The following is a 17,283-nucleotide window of genomic DNA, read 5'->3' as shown; positions in this document are numbered from 1 at the left end:
TCCCTTTGGGGTATTACCCCGATTATTTGTACATCTCTTCGATGAGATGCCCGTGTTTCTTCTGAACAAAACTCCGTTTCAGTTTCATTGTTGCCGTCAGTTCGTCGTCATCTGCTGTCAGCAAGACGTCGATCAAGCGGAAATCCTTAATCTGTTCAACCCTGGCAAATTCATCGTTCACAGCGGCGACTTCGGCCCGGATCTGGTCATTGACCTCGGGCGCAGCGCAGAGTGAAGCAAAATTCGAAAAGGGGATTTTCTTGTGCTGCGCGAATTTCTCGACGTTCTCCTGATCGATCATGATCAACGCAGTCAGGTATTTACGTTGATCGCCGATTATAACCGCATCGGATATGAGGGGGCTGAACTTCAATCGGCTTTCGATCACTGCAGGAGCGATGTTCTTACCGCCCGCGGTGATGATAATGTCCTTCAGCCGTCCGGTAATTCTCACAAAACCCTCGGCATCAATTTCCCCCATATCTCCGGTTTTGAGCCAACCATCAGCGGTAAAGGTTTCGGCGGTTTTATTATTGTTGCGCCAATATCCCTGAAAGACGTTCAAGCCCTTCAGTTGGATCTCGCCGTCCTCAGAGATGCGGATATCGTTACTGGGAACAACTCTGCCAATCGTACCGATTTTGTTGGCATCCGTTGTATTCAATGTGGCAAGACCTGACGTTTCGGTCATCCCAAACCCTTCGATAAGGGGAACGCCGATGGCCCAATACCACTTTAGCAAGTCGGTCGAAATCGGTGCCGCGCCGCTTCCACCGCGACGCATTTTGTCCAGCCCCAGCATGCGCCGAACGTTGCGGAGTACCAAACGATCCCACATCCAAAACCTGGCGGCCACAGTTGCTGGGACTGATTTACCGGCCAGTATGTACTCGGCACGAGCCAAGCCAGCCTTCAAAGCCAGACCAAAAGCCGCCCGACCAACGGGGGTCGCGTCCTGCGTCATGATCTGAACATGCGAGTAAATCTTCTCCCAAACCCTCGGAACGGCGGTGAAGGTGGATGGAGAAACTTCCTGCAGATTGGCAAAAACCGTTTCGGGGCTTTCTGCGAAGTTCACCGTGCATTTTCCGGCCAAGGGGAAATAGATGGACACATCGCGCTCGAGTATGTGGCACAGCGGTAGGAAGCAAAGTTGCTCGTCTGTTTCCAGCGTAGGTAGAGCATGTGCGCCAGCTTCGATTGCGGCCAGAATATTCTCGTGACTCAACATTGCCCCTTTGGGCATGCCGGTTGTTCCGGAAGTATATACAAGCAGCGCCGTGTCCTGAGGCGAGGCCAATGCGACTTCGGCCTCAAATCGTGCAGGATCATGATCATCAGCTTGCCTTCCAAGATCATACAATTCATCGATCAACATGCAGCGCGGGTGCTTTAGGTCGTGTAGGCCTTCGTCTTCTAAAACGATAACATTGAGCAGACCCGGAACCTCTCTCTCAATCTCGAGGTATTTGTCCAAATGCTCTTCGTCTTCGACGACCAGAAATCTACTGTCACTATCGTTGATCATGTACTTTAATTGACTAGCGGAATCAGTGGTATAGACGCCCGAAGCAATCCCTCCGACGCACTGAATTCCCATGTCAAACCAAGCCCATTCCTTTCGATCTTCGGATAGGATCGACACAACGTCGCCGCGTTTCAAACCGAGTTCACGAAGTGCCAGACCGATCCATTTGGCGCGTTGCCAATACTCAGTCCAAGAATAGGGCTTCCAGATTCCCAAGTCTTTTTCACGGTGTGCGGTGCGACCGCCAAGCTCGGCACACCGTTTCTGAAAAAGCTGGCAAATGGTCATACACTCATCAACAAGAACAGGTCGTTGACCGGGGGTCGCGTTAAACTGAATGCCGTTGATCTTGGTTTGTGGGGGCAGGGTGCTGATATTCATGCTGTCACCGCCACGTCTTTTTGCGTTTCCAACGGCGGTTTTCCCGAACACCTTCCTCTTGCACTCCCAGATAGAAATTCTGGATGTCTTCGGACTGCATCAACTCTTCAGCCGCACCATCCATAACGATGCGCCCGACCTCCATCACATAGCCATGATCGGCTAATTCTAAGGCGGCATTGGCGTTCTGTTCGACTAACATCATGGTCATGTTCTGCTCGTCGTTCAGGCGCTTTAGAATGCCAAAGATTTCCTGAACGAGTATCGGCGACAGGCCAAGTGACGGTTCATCCAGTAACATGATCTTGGGGTTCGCCATCAAACCGCGCCCGATCGCCAGCATCTGCTGTTGACCGCCAGAGAGCGTACCTGCCTCCTGGTTTCGCCGCTCTTTGAGGATCGGAAAATATGAAAACACCAGTTCTCGGTCGTGATCGACCTGCGCGCGGTCCGACGATGTATAAGCCCCTAAGCTAAGATTTTCATCGACAGTCAACAAAGGAAACACCTCGCGTCCTTCGGGGACATGGACTATGCCTCTTTGGACAACCTTGTGCGGCTCTGATCCTTGGATCTCATTGCCATCAAAGGTGATCTTTCCTTTTTCCGGATCCATCACCCCTGAGACGGTTTTCATCAACGTTGTTTTTCCCGCGCCGTTAGCTCCTAGGATTGAGACGATTTGACCGTGATACACGTCGAGTGATACGCCGCGAATGGCCATGATGGGGCCATAAAAGCTCTCGACATTGCGGATGGTAAGAATTGGCTCAGTCATGAGGCCTTCCCCAGATAAGCCTCAACTACAGCAGGATGAGATTGTACTTGAGCCGGTGTACCCAGAGCCAACTTAGTACCGTCTGCCATCGCCAAAACCCGGTCGGAAACGCCCGAGACCAGCCCCATATCGTGCTCGACCATCAGGACCGTTATTCCCATCTGACGCCGGATATCGTCTATCCACCAACGCATATCAGAAGTCTCTTCGACAGAAAGGCCAGAGGCGGGTTCATCCAACAACAACAGCTTGGGGTCCGTAGCCAAAGCACGCGCGACCTCAACAACTTTGCGAATGCCATATGGCAGGCCTGATATAGTCTTGTCGCGATATGCCTGAAGGTCGAGGAAGTCGATGATTTCTTCGACTTTTTCCCGGTTTTCGATCTCTTGCCGACGAACTGAAGGCAGAAAAAGGATCTCCGAAAGCAAGCTAGTCTTACGATGGCGATGCCGCCCAACCAGCAGATTCTGCAAAACGGATGCGTGTTCAAACAGTTCAATGTTCTGAAATGTGCGGGCTACGCCGTAGGTGGCAACTCCTGATGGCTTTACCTGCAGCAGATCATGCCCATCAAACTGGATCGATCCAGCGTAAGGGTCATAAAACCGCGAAATCAAATTGAATACGGTGGATTTGCCAGCACCGTTAGGACCAACGATAGCGAATACTTCGCCTTCGTTAACTGAAAAGCTCAGGTCCTTAACAGCCGTCAGCCCACCAAACTTCAGAGTAACGTTCTCAAATTCAAGAAAGCTCATCTCAGACGCTCCGTCTTGAGATAGGACTTCTGTCGCTTGAACATGTCCTTTCGGTAGAAGGGGAACAGATCGAACCACGTACGAATTTTCAACCATCGTCCGTACATGCCCATCGGCTCGTACAGAATGAATACGATCAGGATCATCCCGAAGATACCAAATTCCAAACCTGGTATTGCGACTGTACTGCCACCAAAAAACGCACCTACATATTCTTTTGAAATCGATAGAAACTGCGGAAGAAACCCGATCACAATGGCGCCCAGAAACGCCCCATGGATCGACCCCAGTCCCCCGATGACGATCATCATCAGCAATTGGATCGAGATAAGAACACTAAAGGTCTCGTTGTTGAATGCGCCCGCATACATGCCCATCAGCGCTCCGGCCCAGCCCGTTACTGCGCAAGAGAGCGCAAAGGAGACCATCTTAGTTCGGGCAATGTCGACGCCCATAGCCTGCGCTGACACCTCGGAATCGCGAACGGCTATGAAACTGCGTCCAAGTGGGGAACGCAGCAAGTTGATGTAGCCCAGTGTGACAAGAACCGCGACGACAAGGACCAACCAAAAGAACTGAACTGGTGTACTCCAGCGATCAACCAGAAAGCCGAAAACCTCGACACCAGCTATGTATTTGCCGGCCACGCCACCGGTTAAAGGCTCGGCCAGAACAATGACGTCGTCCATCAGTATCGACAGAGCCATTGTGAAAATTGCCAAATAGATACCGTGCAGGCGCAGGGCAGGTATGGCAACGGTTACTCCGGCCAATCCAGTCAAAATACCTGCAAGAGGAAAGGCGACCAGAAACGGGACACCTGCCTCAATCAAAATGACGTTAGCATAGCATCCAAATGCCAGAAAAGCTGCGTGTCCGAGGCTGACTTGACCAGTGTGACCAGTCAATATCATCAGTCCCAACCCAGCGATCGCCCAGATCAGAACATTCGTAAGCTCACCCAAGTAAAAGTCATCCAACCACCATGGTGCGACTGCTACGATTGCTAATAAAATCAGGTAGAGGATGAGTTGGTAGGTATCCTTCCAAGGTCGGATGTCTTGCATGTAATCGGTTTTAAATACGACCCTCATGCACCTACACCTTCTTTAGCCGGACCTGACTGAACAACCCGTTTGGGCGAAAAATCAAAACCGCCAGTAAGAGAGCGTATGGAGCGATCTGACTGTATCCAGCAGCAATGTAACGGCTGGCAAATGGTTCGATGATACCGACGATCAGCCCTCCAGCCAAAGCACCGGGAAGGCTGCCAAAACCTCCGATTACGGCCGCGGCAAAGGCTTTGATCCCAAGCAGCCCGCTGGTCGGGTCAACGGACCCTTTGGCGGCAAACAGAATACCTGCAATCCCGGCCACCACGCCCGCTAAAGCCCAAATGAAACCCTGAACGCGTTTCACCGGAATACCCATGTAATAGGCGGCTAGCTGGTTCTGCGATGCGCCCTGCATTGCCAGTCCCAATTTCGTGCGACTAAAGAAGATATAAAGACCCCAGGTCAGCAGGATCGTGACGACAATTACGGCCACGTCCTCCATGCCAAGCACCAATCCGCCAAAGCGAACCTCTTTTCCAGCTAACGGATTTTGCAGCGTCTGGGGTTCATGCCCCCAAATCAAACCGGCAACGAACCGGATCACAAACCCCAGAGCAATTGTCAGGATCACCACCGCTGTCTGGCTTTCACCGAACAGACGCCGGATGATCAAACGATCGAGTAAATATCCTAACGCCGCCATAATCCCCAGAGAGATCGGCAATGCGATCCAGAACGGTAGGCCCATGTATTCTGTATTGGTCAGGCCAATTGTGACAAAGGCCCCCAGCATCATGAAATCGCCCTGAGCGAAGTTCACCGCTTCGGTCGCTTTGTAAATCAGCACAAATCCAAGAGCGATGAGGCCGTAGACACAGCCATTAGCCAGCCCGCTGATCAGCAGCTGCGCGTTGTCCAAATTCACCCTCCCATACCGGTTGGCCCGGGGCTTTGCTCTACTATGGCGTGATAATCACCTTTCCGTCATTCTTTTTCAGAGCGTCCGCCAAGTTTGACACCACATCTTTCAGTGCAAGTTTGGCAGAAACATCGGTTTTCCAACGACCGTCGGCAAAACGAGCCTGAACCTCAGCTATCACTCGCATCTGGTCTGCCGGCGGCGTCGAAGTCATCCACTGCGTAAGCCAAAAGCCTTCGATCCGCTTGCCCATAAATATGAGTTGCCCCATTTGGGTCAGCTCAGGCAGTTGCGGACTTAGCTTTCCATAGCACACCCAGCGCGCACCATTCGGCATAGCGCAAAAGACCTGCTCGGACATTTGGTCTGCGACAGCATCTAGGAATACACGAGGCTTGAGCTCTTTGCTCAGCGCTTCGAACTTGGCGACCACATCCGCTTCGCTTGTCACCAAAACTTCGTGAGCCCCCAAATCCTTGAGGCTATCGACCGCATCGGATCGACGCACAAGTGCTATGGGTTTGAGGCCTAGATCACGGCCCAGACTGCACATCAGTTTGCCTAGTTGGCTGGTCGCGGCAGAAACGACAAAGGCCTCACCGTCACTACGAGCGATATCCACCATAGCCATAGCGGTCATCGGATTCACAATTTGCGCAGCGCCATCCTCATCCGAAATATCAGGCCGCAGGGGAATGCACATCTGCGCTTGGGTAACGACATACTCGGCCCACGCACCTGCCGCCGCCCCAACAAAGGCTACCCTTGCACCCATCAGCGCATCGGCGCCGGAGCCGACCGCAACGACATCTCCGCAGCCTTCGAACCCAGCAGGGCTACCCTTAATCCGAGGTTGGCCGTATTCGCCCTTTATAAAATGGATATCAGATGGGTTAACGGATGATGCGCGCACGCGGATTAAAACCTGACCCGCTCCGGGTTCCGGCACTGGCAGCTGCGCCTCAGCCAGCCAATCGCCAGCGCTTTCCAGGACCGGACCGGTAGCAGTTCCGGAATAGCCTTCATGTGTTTGAACAACGGCGAACATAGTCGAGGGCAGGGCGGTCATATTGGAGTCCTTTTGCTGAACACGCTGATCGAAATAGAGACAAAACATACACTGCAGGTGCATAGACCTCAGCAGTGTGCGGGTCGCCTTAGTGATCCACAACCCAAACAAATGCCCTGCAGCGCGTCAATCGGACGGCGTCATGACGTTGCAGGAGGTTCTTAATACCCCTGCGTTCGGGGGCACCTGACTGCAGATACCCCCAAATGTTTTATTGGCCCGACAACAAGTTACGGAGCTCTTCCATTTTGGCGACAATGGTTTCCGGAGACGCCTTGATATCATCCAAGATTTTAATTGCCTGTGTTTTAATATCTTGGGCCAAAGTGCTTTCCTGAATCGAGGCGACCATTGTGTCGTAATCGAAGTTCTGCACCGTCAATGAACCATCTTCGATCCATGAGTTGATCAAGTCCTGTCCTTGGTTTGCCAAGGCGGCTACTTCGTCACCGGCCTGATTAGCCAGATCAGTTGCCGCATCACCGGCTTGCTCAGCGGCGTCTGCCGCTTGCTCACTGATCGAGGAAGCGGCTTGGTTTGCCTGTTCCGTCACAGCATCAGCAGCATCGTTGACCGCCTCTGCCGCATCTTGCGCCGCTGACTGTAATTTCTCGGCAGGTGTTGGTTCGGGCTGGTTCAAGAAATAATAAGCTCCAGCGCCCAAACCGGCTATGATTACTCCTAATAGAATAGTACGCGACATTGGTATCTCCTTTAGAATTTGTGTCGCTGAGATGTAGTCAGGGTAGCTGGATTCAAAGGGGAATTCCTGAAATTTCCCTTCAAAACCGGGGTTTGAGCCAGTCCACGCCCATCTGAATGCTAAGCTAAGGCAATAATATGCCGCATCGAGAAAACTGATAGCACTCTGGGGGCGCGCGAAAAGCCAGCACCGCCTGTTCCATTATTGCTCTGCTTGTGCCTTTTTGGTTTGTCGGCCAGATTTCGAGTACACTCTGTTTTCGCACTTCGCTTTTTCTTTAGTACGGGCCCAAAAGTCAGTTCACCATGAACAACACCACTCTTGAACACCAAAGCATAAGGGCAAAACTCTATTGGTGGTTGGAACGTCCTGACCGAAGCGCTACCGGACCGTGGCTACTCGAGATCGCCTTGATCCTTTTGATCTCGCTCAACGTCACAGCCGTTATTCTTGAGACCGTCCAGTCCATTTACACGCAATGGCATTTCGCACTCGACTTCTTTGAAAGCATCTCGTTGACTGTGTTTGTCGCAGAGTATGCCGCGAGGCTATGGGTGGCACCGGAAAGCCCAGACTATAAGTCCCGCTTGGCTTGGATGAGATCACCGTTGGCTGTGATTGACCTGTTGGCGATACTTCCAGCTTTGCTCTACCTGTTCTTCCCAATGGACCTCCGCATCCTGCGAACATTTCGAATGCTGCGGTTACTCAAACTCACCCGGTATTCTCCGGCATTGGGTATGCTGTTTGCCGTGTTCGAAGAAGAGGCCGGGTCGTTTTTTGCCGGGTTCTTCATTCTGATGGTCATGCTGATATTCGCAGCCAGCGGTGCGTGGATTGCCGAGCATGATGCTCAGCCCGAAGCCTTTGGCTCGATACCCGCTGCCATGTGGTGGGCCATGGCAACACTAACGACTGTTGGCTATGGAGATGTGACCCCAGTTACAGTGGCTGGCAAGGTTTTCGGCGCAGCAATAACCGTGATTGGCATTGGCATGGCCGCATTGCCCGCAGGGATCATTGCCAGCGGCCTAAACGATCAGCTTCACCGCCGAAGATCGCGACTGGAACGCCAGTTCCGCACAGCCCTGGAAGATGGCGACCTTTGTGAAGCCGATGAAAAAGACATTGAAAACCTTAGAAAGAATCTTGGCCTGTCGCACCGGGCAGCTAGCCACATCCGAGACCAAATTCACTCGGAAATGCGTACGGAATTCGGCCATTGCCAAGCATGCGGTCAGCCCTTGCCAGAACCAGAAAAGTCCAAGGGCTGACGAACATCGAAGCCGTTGCGTGAGAATGCTAAGGCAAACGGCAGAAATCAGTTCCCTTGAGGAAGTACCTGCTCATGGCTCTCATCTGCTGAGGACAACTTGGTTTGGATGACAAACCGCGTTACCGGATCAACGTCATCCATATCTAATATCGCGCTGAGTTGTTGATCCAGCCGCGTCTCATCCCAATCGCGCGCCGCAATCGCGATACTCAGAGCCAATGCTTTGTCATCATCTAGAATTCTGGAAAAAACATCGACAATCTGATCCCTAAGTTCCGACGAAGCTGAGCCGCCTTCAGCCAAGGCCCGGACGAGATCTTGCCTGTAATCCTGCCTTCGATCTTTCCTTCGAAGCGCGTGGTCGATGGCGCTTACGGCGGTTGGCCCGTCAACCTCTATCCCGGCCAGCGCCCATTCGTAAGGGTAGCCGCCACTGGCACCTAGGGCACGTGGATAACGGTCCCGAACAATCGCAAGGGCTTTGGCATCGTCTGTTTGCAAACCCATCAGACGAATAGAGACAGGAACAAAGCTGATGCGGTTTACGGATCGAAATTCTTGCAACAATGCGTCCGCAGGTATCCTTGGACGCAGGGACTTTACGATCAGGTAAGGTGCGCGATCCAATTCAATCAACGCGGTGTCACGCAATATGGGATCATCGTCGGTGACGTAGGTTAAAAAGAACGCAACACGCTCTTTAGAGCTCGTGCTACCGGGTGGCCAGTGTTCGGCTTCATTTCTTAGCTTTGTCAGAAACTGCGATCTTTCCGGTGTCAGAGTGAATATTCTCTTCCAGCTCCTTGAAAAGGTGCGCCCTGCAGCGTCTTTGTCTGTAGCACCGTAAGTGAACAAAATGCTCACTTCGGGATCATTACGAAACGACGCCCGGGTCGTGCTATCTACGAGAAATGGTATTGGAGGCAATCTTTCTAGGTTTTGATCAGTTCCCTTGATCAATTCATGGGGCACAAAGCGAAAAGGGTTATCCTGATCTGGTCGCGCAAGAACAATGACGTCCGCTTCATTCAAATGATCTGCCAGCGAAGCCTCTGGAAGAGTGACACAAACCGGGCAGGCATTGGCCGGCACAGATAGTGAAATGGTCGAGATCAGAGCGACCACTACCATCAGGGTTACTCTCAAGCCTTGAGAAAGGAGGCGTCGGAGGGCAGGGCGAAGACAGCGAGGCCGAGAATTCGCATGTTTGCAGTTAGACAATGAAACGACCTCCCTGGACAAATCGGTAATCGTGGTGGGCTCTTATTCGTATATCACACGCTGTAGGCCCTCTGGATCAACTAAAACGATGCGCCCGTATTCCAAACGTATTAGCCCCAGTTCCTCCATCGCCCGAAGATGGAGTGATGCATTGGAAAGTGCGATGTTTGACAGTTCCGCGATCTCTTGTTGGCTAGCACACACGACATCCGCTTGATGTGATCCCTGAAGAACGCCGCGCCGACCACTTAACCTCAACAGCGCAGCTGAAATCCTTTTTTGACTTGTCCGAAGAACAAGGTCGTTGGCCGCTGACATAGCCAACAACTGGTTCATAGAAGTGAGGCGTGCGAACGCTTCCCACAAGTCAGGTTGCCCGTATGCGAGTGTGCGGAAGCGTGAGTAGGGCACCTTTACAACAACAGTTTGCCCAACGGCTTTCATTTCGACCAACCCATCTACGCCCTGAAGTAATTCTGACTCCCCAAACCAAGCTCCCGGTTGGTGGATATGACCGAGCACTGGCTCCAATTCAGTTAGCGCGACACGAACCTGAACCTGCCCGGTGACCACCCCCCAAAGCGAGTTTTGAGGCCCACCAAGCGCATAGATTGTCTGTTTATCCTCGTATTTTGCCACCACTGAAAGCTGTTGTAGGCCCTTAAGACTTTGTTCTGAAACGCCTCCAAGCCAAGCAGAAGAGAAAACGTCGAAAGAGATTTGCTTGGGTTTCTTCATTTCAATTACCCTGTTCAGGAAAGTCTTGCAGCGGCAGCTCTGCTATTTTGACCAAATAGCGTTAGCAGAACAACGGCGCAAGCTTATGTTTTTAAACAATAAAAAATTACCCTCGACATCAAATCTGCGTTCTTCGAACCCGTTCAGACTGTTTGCTTCGAAAGCCGTCATGGCTGGATTTGTGGGCATCATAGCACATCCGACTTTGGCGCAGGACGCTCCTAATATTGCTCCAGATCGTTCGGAGTATTCACCTTACCCGGATCAGAGTTTTCCCAATCAGGTCTTCTTTGGAGATACGCATCTTCACACGTCTTATTCGTGGGATGCCGGCTTGGTATTCAACACACTGACACCCACCGATGCCTACAAATTCGCCAAAGGGGAAACGGTTGTCGCGTCCACAGGCATCCCCGCCAGATTGCAAAGACCGCTCGATTGGCTTGTGGTTTCCGATCATTCAGATGGCTTGGGCATAGCACCCTTGCTGACCCGCGCTGATCCGGCTTTGCTGGAGGATCCCCTAGGGGCAGAACTCTATGAACTGGTCAGCCAAAAGACGATAGAAAGCACGCAGGCGGCTTACAACCTCTGGCTCGGGCGCGCTTATGAAGGCACGAACCACTTGGCCGCAGATCAAAACGTTCCCAAAGTGCCGTGGGAAGAAATCATAGACGCCGCCGAGGAAGCCAACGTACCCGGCAGTTTTACTGCATTCATCGGATATGAATGGAGCTCTGCCCCAAACGGCAACAATCTGCATCGCGTCGTGGTTTACCGAGATGGCAAGGAACGGGCCAACACTCGCATTCCATTGTCCAACGAACTCAGCAATGACCCAGAAGCGCTGTGGGATTGGATGGATGAGTACCAAGAAGAAACCGGTGGGCAGCTACTAGCCATTCCTCACAACGGAAACTTGTCCAACGGATTAATGTTTGATGACAAAGAGTTCTCAGGAGAACCGCTTTCCGCCGAATACGCCGAACGGCGGCAGCGTTTGGAACCCCTATATGAGGTGACCCAAATGAAAGGGGATGGTGAGACGCATCCCGCACTTTCTCCTGAGGACGCGTTTGCTGATTTCGAAACTTGGGATAAGGGCAGTTTCGGAACCGAAATCAAAACCCCCGAAATGTTACCTCGGGAATATGCGCGGTCTGCTTACCGCCTGGGACTTCAGCATCAGAGCAATCTGGGTGCGAACCCATTTAAATTCGGAATGATCGGTTCGACCGACGCACACACATCTCTATCAACGTCTCGGGAAGAGAACTTTTTTGGCAAAATAACAGCTCTAGAACCATCGTCCCATGAAATGCGGTTCAATGAGGCAATTACCGGCCGGCTGGGCGAAGAAGCCAACCAGATCAAGGCATGGGAGACCTCAGCCTCTGGGTTGGCAGCTGTTTGGGCCCGCGAAAACACGCGTGAGGCAATTTTTGACGCGATGATGCGGCGCGAGGTGTTTGCAACAACCGGAACGCGTCTGCGGGTCAGGTTTTTTGCCGGCTACGACTTTCAGGAATCCGATCTTCCGCGTTCCGACTTTGACACATACGGGTATCAAAACGGGGTCCCGATGGGCGCCGATCTGAGTGCTGCAGATGATGGTCGCGCACCGCGTTTCATGGTTCGGGCTTTGCGTGATCCCGACGGGGCAAATCTGGACCGCATCCAGATTATCAAAGGTTGGATGAACGCAGACGGCTCTACTACTGAACGAGTTGTCGACATCGCTTGTGGCGGACGCGCGCTCGTCAACGGCGCCTGTGACGGCCCGGTAGGCGATACTGTGGATCAAGAGACAGCGACCTGGACCAACGACATCGGGCAGGCCATTCTCGCCGGTTTTTGGGAGGACCCGGAATTCAACCCATCTCAAGCCGCGTTCTACTACGTTCGAGTACTCGAGATTCCGTCACCGCGCTGGACGACCTTTGACGCCAAATTCTTCGGCACTGAATTGCCCGAGGGCGCACCGATTTCAATACAGGAGCGCGCCTACACATCCCCAATCTGGTACACGCCGTCCTGAGGATTTTGCCATGCATTTGAAAGCACTTACAGCATCAGCCATCGCAATTTGTTCCGCCGCAGTAGCTCAGGACGCTCCACCTTGGAATCCAAGCGACCGAGAGTATTCACCGTACCCTGAGCAAGACTTCCCTAATCAGGCTCTGTTCGGCGACACGCACCTTCACACGTCTTACTCAGTTGATGCCGGAATGATTGGTAATACGCTAGGCCCTGACCAAGCCTATCGCTATGCCAAGGGCGAGACAGTTACCTCATCGATGGGTGTGAAAACTCAGCTTATTCGACCGCTTGATTGGCTTGTCATTTCCGACCATGCCGAAGCATTGGGCGTAGCCCCGATGATCGCCCGATCCGATCCGTTGATCCTTGAAGATCCGTTGGGTCAAGAGTTGCACGCTTTGGTAATGCAAGGCACGGCAGACGCCGCTGGTGAGGCCTTTAACCTTTTCACCAAGACAAAGGCTGATGGTACAAACAGCCTCGCGTCGGACCCAGGTGTTCCAGTCGCACCTTGGGAGGAAATCATCGACGCAGCTGAGAACGCTAACGAGCCGGGCAGGTTCACGGCCTTGATCGGCTTCGAATGGACTTCGGCTCCTAACGGGAACAACCTTCATCGCGTGGTCGTCTACAAAGATGGCAAAGACGTAGCAAATAGTCGGATACCTTTGTCTTCTGACCTCAATTCAGACCCCGAAGCACTGTGGGATTGGATGGAAGAGGTTGAGACGAAAACAGGTGGTAGCCTGCTGGCCATCCCGCATAACGGAAACTTGTCGAATGGCCTGATGTTCAATGACAACCGATATGGAGCGGCCGAACCGATCAATGCTGAGTACGCCGAACGGCGCGCGCGTTGGGAGCCGATTTACGAAGTCACCCAGATGAAGGGGGACGGGGAGGCGCATCCAATGCTTTCGCCCGATGATCCGTTCGCTGACTTTGAAACCTGGGATACAACTTCACTGGGTGGGTTTGAGCCAAAGGAACCCGAAATGGTTTCGGGCGAATATGCACGCGAGGCTCTAAAGCGCGGGCTTGTCCATGAGGCCGAACTGGGTACCAACCCGTGGAAATTCGGAATGATCGGCTCAACCGATGCTCATACATCACTGGCATCGACGCGTGAGAACAACTTCTTTGGCAAGGTTGCACAGCTTGAACCAACGGCTGACCCGATCCGCTTTGAAGAGCCGGTCGCTGGACGTCTTGGACCGCAAGACACATGGCTGCGGGCTTGGCAAACAAGTGCCTCTGGCCTTGCGGCCGTTTGGGCCCGCGACAACACGCGGGAAGAGATCTTTGACGCGATGATGCGAAAAGAGGTGTTTGCCACTACCGGCACACGCATCCGAGTTCGCGTCTTTGCGGGCTATGAGTTTAAAGAATCTGACCTCCCTCGGTCAGATTTCGCGGCGCACGGATACGCCAATGGCGTGCCTATGGGGGGTGATTTGGGAAAGAGTGAAAACCGTGCGCCGCGATTCCTGGTTCGAGCACTGCGTGACCCTGATGGAGCTAATCTAGACCGCATTCAGATCATTAAAGGTTGGCTGAACGCAGATGGTACTACCAGCGAACGGGTTTATGACATTTCTTGCGGAGGCCGCGAGGTCGCCGATGGGCAATGCAGTGCGCCGGTCGGCAATACAGTGAATGCCGAAACTGCCACTTATACCAATGACATCGGACGGGCCATATTAGGAGGCTTTTGGGAAGACCGGGATTTCGACCCAGATCAAAGCGCGTTTTACTACGTGCGGGTTCTGGAAATTCCCACTCCGCGTTGGACCACTTACGACCGCACTTTCTTTGGCGTCGAACTGCCGGAAGGTGCTCCTGTCTCTATTCAGGACCGCGCCTACACATCGCCCATTTGGTACACGCCATGACCCTCAAATTTGACCAAAAACTCCCCGAACGAAAGGACAGCGCGGCAAACGCGTAACTTCATCTGAACGAGGTGACGAATGTATTTGTTTTCACGCGGCACGCGCCTTGCATTGGGCGGTGCGGCCCTAGCATCTTTGACTGTTTTACCAATCCAACCAGCCAATGCAGTGGAGGGTGGCATAGGGGCTTACTTCCTAGGAACACGAGACACCTTTGCTGGATTTGTTCCGGAACCCGGAACTTATACCGCGCTGACGTTTGACCATTTGGACGGCAGCGTCGATGGACTGTCGCTTGGCGGGTTACCGATCGCGGCAGATGCAGATCTTCAGCTCAACATTTGGCGTTTGAATGTCACGCAGGTTTTCGATGCCCAAATCTTTGGCGGTACGCCAGCCATCGACATTACGCTGCCATATGTCGACGGTGACTTGTCCTTCACGGCAATTCGGCCGCCGCTACAAGGTGCAAGCATATCCGATACCGCATCCGGACTTGCGGACATCACCGTTACGGGCCTTGTCGGCTGGCACCGGGGCAACCTTCATTACAGCAGCGGCTTGTCAGTGTTTGTTCCTACCGGAGACTATCAAACAGCGTCGATCAACATTGCGAACCGCTCGATCAGCGCCTTGTCGGTTGGAAAAAACGTCTGGTCCTTCCAACCGTATTTCGCGGCAACTTGGTTCATCCCTGAAGGAGGCTTTGAAGCGTCAGGCGCGGTCAGCTTTCTATTCAGCGAAAGGAATGACGACACGGATTACCAAACTGCACCAGCGATCCAATTGGAGGGTGCGGTGATACAGCGGTTTCGCACGGGATGGGGTGTCGGACTGGCCGGGTATACTTATCAACAACTGGACGACGATAGCGGTCGCGGCGCTGATGCATTGAAGATCGCAACTGGTGCGAGCAGCCTCAAAGCTCAGGTCAGCGGCATTGGTCCGATTGTAACCTATTCAGGCGGAACACTGCTTGGGGGGAAGGCATTTCTTAAGCTGAAGTACACGCACGAATTCTCGGCAAAGCGGCGATTGGAAAGCGATATCCTGACCGCTCAGCTTTCACTAGCATTCTGAATTGCGAAACGTGCTCATGTTGAAAAAGACAGTATTTTCGTTGGCGGTGAGCGCAGTCCTTTTGCCGTCTATCGCGCATGCTCAGGAGAAGTCTGAATCCCTTCAAACCGCAGCAAACGACCCAACGGCGTCGATCATGTCGTTTCAGGTCACGGGCTTCCATTCGTTCAATCTGCACAACTCGCCCGAAGACAGCAGCTTGTTACAGTTCCGCGCCGCAATTCCATTTACCCTCGGACAAACGAACCATATTGCCCGATTTACGCTGCCATATGTGGCAGATAGTGCGACCGGTCAGTCCGGGCTGAGCGATATCACTCTGTTTGACCTGATGACATTAGATCGGTCTTGGGGCCGGTTCGGTGTCGGCGCTGTAGCTTTGTTTCCGACCGGCGAAGATGGGCTTAGTGCGGAAAAATGGGCCGTGGGGCCAGCTGCTGGCTTTGCAAAACAGCAAAAATGGGGGCTTTGGGGTGTTTTCAACCAAAACCTGTTTACTTTCGCAGGTGACGATGAGCGGCCCGACGTCAACCTATCGACCCTGCAACCAGTATTTAATTACAATCTAGATAAGGGCTGGTCGATCGGCACATCCGAGATGGTTTTCATCTACGATTGGGAAGCCGGTGAATTCAACAGCCTGCCGTTGGGGATGAAAGTCTCCAAACTCAACCGAAGCGGAGGAGTGCCCTGGCAGTGGACGCTTTCTTATGAACACAACTTTTTCGATGACGCGGTTTCAGCGGCTGACACCGTTAGTTTCACATTGAAAGTGTTGGTGCCCAAAGGTGGTTAAGGTCAGGGATCGAGATTTGATGCAAGTGAACTGAGAAACAACAAATCCGCCTCGCGCGGGAGGGCGGCTTCAGGCTCAGAAAAACTTGATACGACAAGTCCTGACAGAGCCCTTTGTAGTCATTTCACTTCTGAGCACCCCATTTTTTGTATGGCTCAGGATGGTGAAACTCGAAGAATAAAGCACTGCCTCTGATCCGCGCGTTATCGTTTTGAAACAACGTTGTGTCGGTATGCTTGTAAGCCAGTTCCAGAACACTTGGCGTGGCCCTCCAAACACAGAAGAGTTAGGCAAACTCAAAGAGGACTGGTTAAAGAGAGAGCTGCTAGTTCTCAAGGCATTGGCGCTGGGGTTGGATGCCAAAGACGAGATCATCAGAAACCGTTTGGTGCAGAAGATGGGTTATCTATTGGCGTCGAAGGCGAGTGCGCAGCGCCCGAATAACCAAACACATCAAGCTACACTACTTGCCCCCGAATTTGGTTTGAGTTCATGGCAATCAATAGATGGAAATTTTGGGGCAGGTCTCTTCGATCAGCTAGAGCCTCTGCCGCTGGACCGGTGGGCCCGACCTATTCGATCTTCGTTCGGATTGCAGTTTATCCGTTTGGACAAAACGAGGGGTTCCGCACTGCCACCGTTGGACGATATTCGTGAAAGTGTTTTTTCTGCTTAGCAACAAGAGCAAGCGCAGCGCGTTACCCAAGCATATTTTGAGAACCTTCTATACACCTATTAGATACTGGAAACCAAAGAGTTAGAACCGCCTGCAGTTCAGTCATGACGGGTGTACATGCGGCTTTCTCATTTCTGTTGATGTTTCTCGCACTTGTTTTTGCTAGCGCACACACCTTGGAACCCGGCTACCTAGAAATCTCTCAGGAAACCGAAACTGACTTGTAAGTCTTGTGGCGAAGTTCAGACGGTCAGGGCACCGCAATGGACATCAAGTTTCTCTTCCTAACAACCGTACGACCACATTGTTCGAAGCACCGTCTTTTGTCGGTGGCGCGTGGACGAAAATCTGGCGGATATCATGCTCGGAA

Annotated in this window: 14 protein-coding genes; 5 read left to right on the top strand and 9 right to left on the bottom strand. The window is 52.6% G+C overall.

All coding sequences use genetic code 11. From position 1 onward, the window contains the following. Positions 1–22: 22 nt before the first annotated feature. From ACR0EO_RS03720 to ACR0EO_RS03690, 7 genes are all read right to left on the bottom strand, one after another. Entirely contained in the window at positions 23–1,909 is a 1,887-nt protein-coding gene (locus ACR0EO_RS03720) for an AMP-dependent synthetase/ligase (RefSeq protein WP_480687133.1), read from the bottom strand. A gap of 4 nt (positions 1,910–1,913) precedes the next feature. Further along, positions 1,914–2,687, bottom strand: coding sequence for an ABC transporter ATP-binding protein (locus ACR0EO_RS03715; RefSeq protein ID WP_480687131.1), 774 nt, complete (start codon positions 2,685–2,687; stop codon positions 1,914–1,916). Then, positions 2,684–3,448, bottom strand: coding sequence for an ABC transporter ATP-binding protein (locus ACR0EO_RS03710; protein WP_480687129.1), 765 nt, complete (start codon positions 3,446–3,448; stop codon positions 2,684–2,686). Before ACR0EO_RS03710 ends, ACR0EO_RS03715 begins: the two co-directional genes overlap by 4 nt. Beyond that, positions 3,445–4,542: a branched-chain amino acid ABC transporter permease gene (locus ACR0EO_RS03705; protein WP_480687127.1), complete on the bottom strand. Its 1,098-nt coding sequence runs from the start codon at positions 4,540–4,542 to the stop codon at positions 3,445–3,447. Before ACR0EO_RS03705 ends, ACR0EO_RS03710 begins: the two co-directional genes overlap by 4 nt. A gap of 4 nt (positions 4,543–4,546) precedes the next feature. After that, on the bottom strand, positions 4,547–5,422 hold the full coding sequence (locus ACR0EO_RS03700) for a branched-chain amino acid ABC transporter permease (protein WP_480687125.1): 876 nt from the start codon (positions 5,420–5,422) through the stop codon (positions 4,547–4,549). Between the two features lie 40 nt (positions 5,423–5,462). Then, complete coding sequence (locus tag ACR0EO_RS03695; protein WP_480687124.1) at positions 5,463–6,491, bottom strand: alcohol dehydrogenase catalytic domain-containing protein; 1,029 nt, start codon at positions 6,489–6,491, stop codon at positions 5,463–5,465. 211 nt (positions 6,492–6,702) lie between these two features. Further along, positions 6,703–7,194, bottom strand: a complete 492-nt coding sequence (locus ACR0EO_RS03690; RefSeq protein WP_480687122.1) for a hypothetical protein — start codon at positions 7,192–7,194, stop codon at positions 6,703–6,705. Positions 7,195–7,499: 305 nt separating this feature from the next. Here ACR0EO_RS03690 and ACR0EO_RS03685 point away from each other — a divergent pair, with 305 nt between their 5' ends. Continuing rightward, positions 7,500–8,468 carry an ion transporter gene (locus ACR0EO_RS03685; protein WP_480687120.1) on the top strand — a complete coding sequence of 323 codons (969 nt, stop codon included), beginning with the start codon at positions 7,500–7,502 and terminating at the stop codon, positions 8,466–8,468. Positions 8,469–8,515: 47 nt separating this feature from the next. Here ACR0EO_RS03685 and ACR0EO_RS03680 read toward each other — a convergent pair whose 3' ends face one another. After that, complete coding sequence (locus ACR0EO_RS03680; RefSeq protein ID WP_480687118.1) at positions 8,516–9,601, bottom strand: hypothetical protein; 1,086 nt, start codon at positions 9,599–9,601, stop codon at positions 8,516–8,518. Positions 9,602–9,733: 132 nt separating this feature from the next. Continuing rightward, positions 9,734–10,429 (bottom strand): Crp/Fnr family transcriptional regulator, encoded by a 696-nt coding sequence (locus tag ACR0EO_RS03675; protein WP_480687116.1) that lies wholly within the window; start codon positions 10,427–10,429, stop codon positions 9,734–9,736. A gap of 169 nt (positions 10,430–10,598) precedes the next feature. On the opposite strand from ACR0EO_RS03675, the gene ACR0EO_RS03670 reads away from it, so the two are divergent. The 4 genes from ACR0EO_RS03670 to ACR0EO_RS03655 all read left to right on the top strand — a co-directional run bounded on the left by ACR0EO_RS03670 (position 10,599) and on the right by ACR0EO_RS03655 (position 16,237). After that, the gene (locus ACR0EO_RS03670; protein ID WP_480687114.1) at positions 10,599–12,467 is read left to right on the top strand and encodes a DUF3604 domain-containing protein; all 1,869 of its coding nucleotides are present in this window, start codon (positions 10,599–10,601) and stop codon (positions 12,465–12,467) included. 10 nt (positions 12,468–12,477) lie between these two features. Continuing rightward, a complete protein-coding gene (locus ACR0EO_RS03665) occupies positions 12,478–14,361 on the top strand; it encodes a DUF3604 domain-containing protein (RefSeq protein ID WP_480687112.1) in 1,884 nt (627 codons plus the stop codon). A gap of 78 nt (positions 14,362–14,439) precedes the next feature. Next, positions 14,440–15,441, top strand: coding sequence for a SphA family protein (locus ACR0EO_RS03660; RefSeq protein ID WP_480687110.1), 1,002 nt, complete (start codon positions 14,440–14,442; stop codon positions 15,439–15,441). 16 nt (positions 15,442–15,457) lie between these two features. Further along, positions 15,458–16,237 (top strand): hypothetical protein, encoded by a 780-nt coding sequence (locus ACR0EO_RS03655; RefSeq protein WP_480687109.1) that lies wholly within the window; start codon positions 15,458–15,460, stop codon positions 16,235–16,237. Positions 16,238–17,283 lie beyond the last annotated feature (1,046 nt).

The sequence above is a fragment of the Ruegeria sp. BE9 genome (genome assembly GCF_056538765.1).
This window is presented reverse-complemented; position numbering and strand designations above follow the sequence as displayed.

What these genes read in the sequence shown, in the direction of transcription:
- ACR0EO_RS03715 (WP_480687131.1), bottom strand. Translation starts at nt 2,687, where the DNA reads ATGACTGAGCCAATTCTTACCATCCGCAATGTCGAGAGCTTTTATGGC.
- ACR0EO_RS03665 (WP_480687112.1), top strand. Translation starts at nt 12,478, where the DNA reads ATGCATTTGAAAGCACTTACAGCATCAGCCATCGCAATTTGTTCCGCC.
- ACR0EO_RS03680 (WP_480687118.1), bottom strand. Translation starts at nt 9,601, where the DNA reads ATGGTAGTGGTCGCTCTGATCTCGACCATTTCACTATCTGTGCCGGCC.
- ACR0EO_RS03685 (WP_480687120.1), top strand. Translation starts at nt 7,500, where the DNA reads ATGAACAACACCACTCTTGAACACCAAAGCATAAGGGCAAAACTCTAT.
- ACR0EO_RS03660 (WP_480687110.1), top strand. Translation starts at nt 14,440, where the DNA reads ATGTATTTGTTTTCACGCGGCACGCGCCTTGCATTGGGCGGTGCGGCC.
- ACR0EO_RS03695 (WP_480687124.1), bottom strand. Translation starts at nt 6,491, where the DNA reads ATGACCGCCCTGCCCTCGACTATGTTCGCCGTTGTTCAAACACATGAA.
- ACR0EO_RS03720 (WP_480687133.1), bottom strand. Translation starts at nt 1,909, where the DNA reads ATGAATATCAGCACCCTGCCCCCACAAACCAAGATCAACGGCATTCAG.
- ACR0EO_RS03675 (WP_480687116.1), bottom strand. Translation starts at nt 10,429, where the DNA reads ATGAAGAAACCCAAGCAAATCTCTTTCGACGTTTTCTCTTCTGCTTGG.
- ACR0EO_RS03655 (WP_480687109.1), top strand. Translation starts at nt 15,458, where the DNA reads ATGTTGAAAAAGACAGTATTTTCGTTGGCGGTGAGCGCAGTCCTTTTG.
- ACR0EO_RS03690 (WP_480687122.1), bottom strand. Translation starts at nt 7,194, where the DNA reads ATGTCGCGTACTATTCTATTAGGAGTAATCATAGCCGGTTTGGGCGCT.
- ACR0EO_RS03705 (WP_480687127.1), bottom strand. Translation starts at nt 4,542, where the DNA reads ATGAGGGTCGTATTTAAAACCGATTACATGCAAGACATCCGACCTTGG.
- ACR0EO_RS03710 (WP_480687129.1), bottom strand. Translation starts at nt 3,448, where the DNA reads ATGAGCTTTCTTGAATTTGAGAACGTTACTCTGAAGTTTGGTGGGCTG.
- ACR0EO_RS03670 (WP_480687114.1), top strand. Translation starts at nt 10,599, where the DNA reads ATGGCTGGATTTGTGGGCATCATAGCACATCCGACTTTGGCGCAGGAC.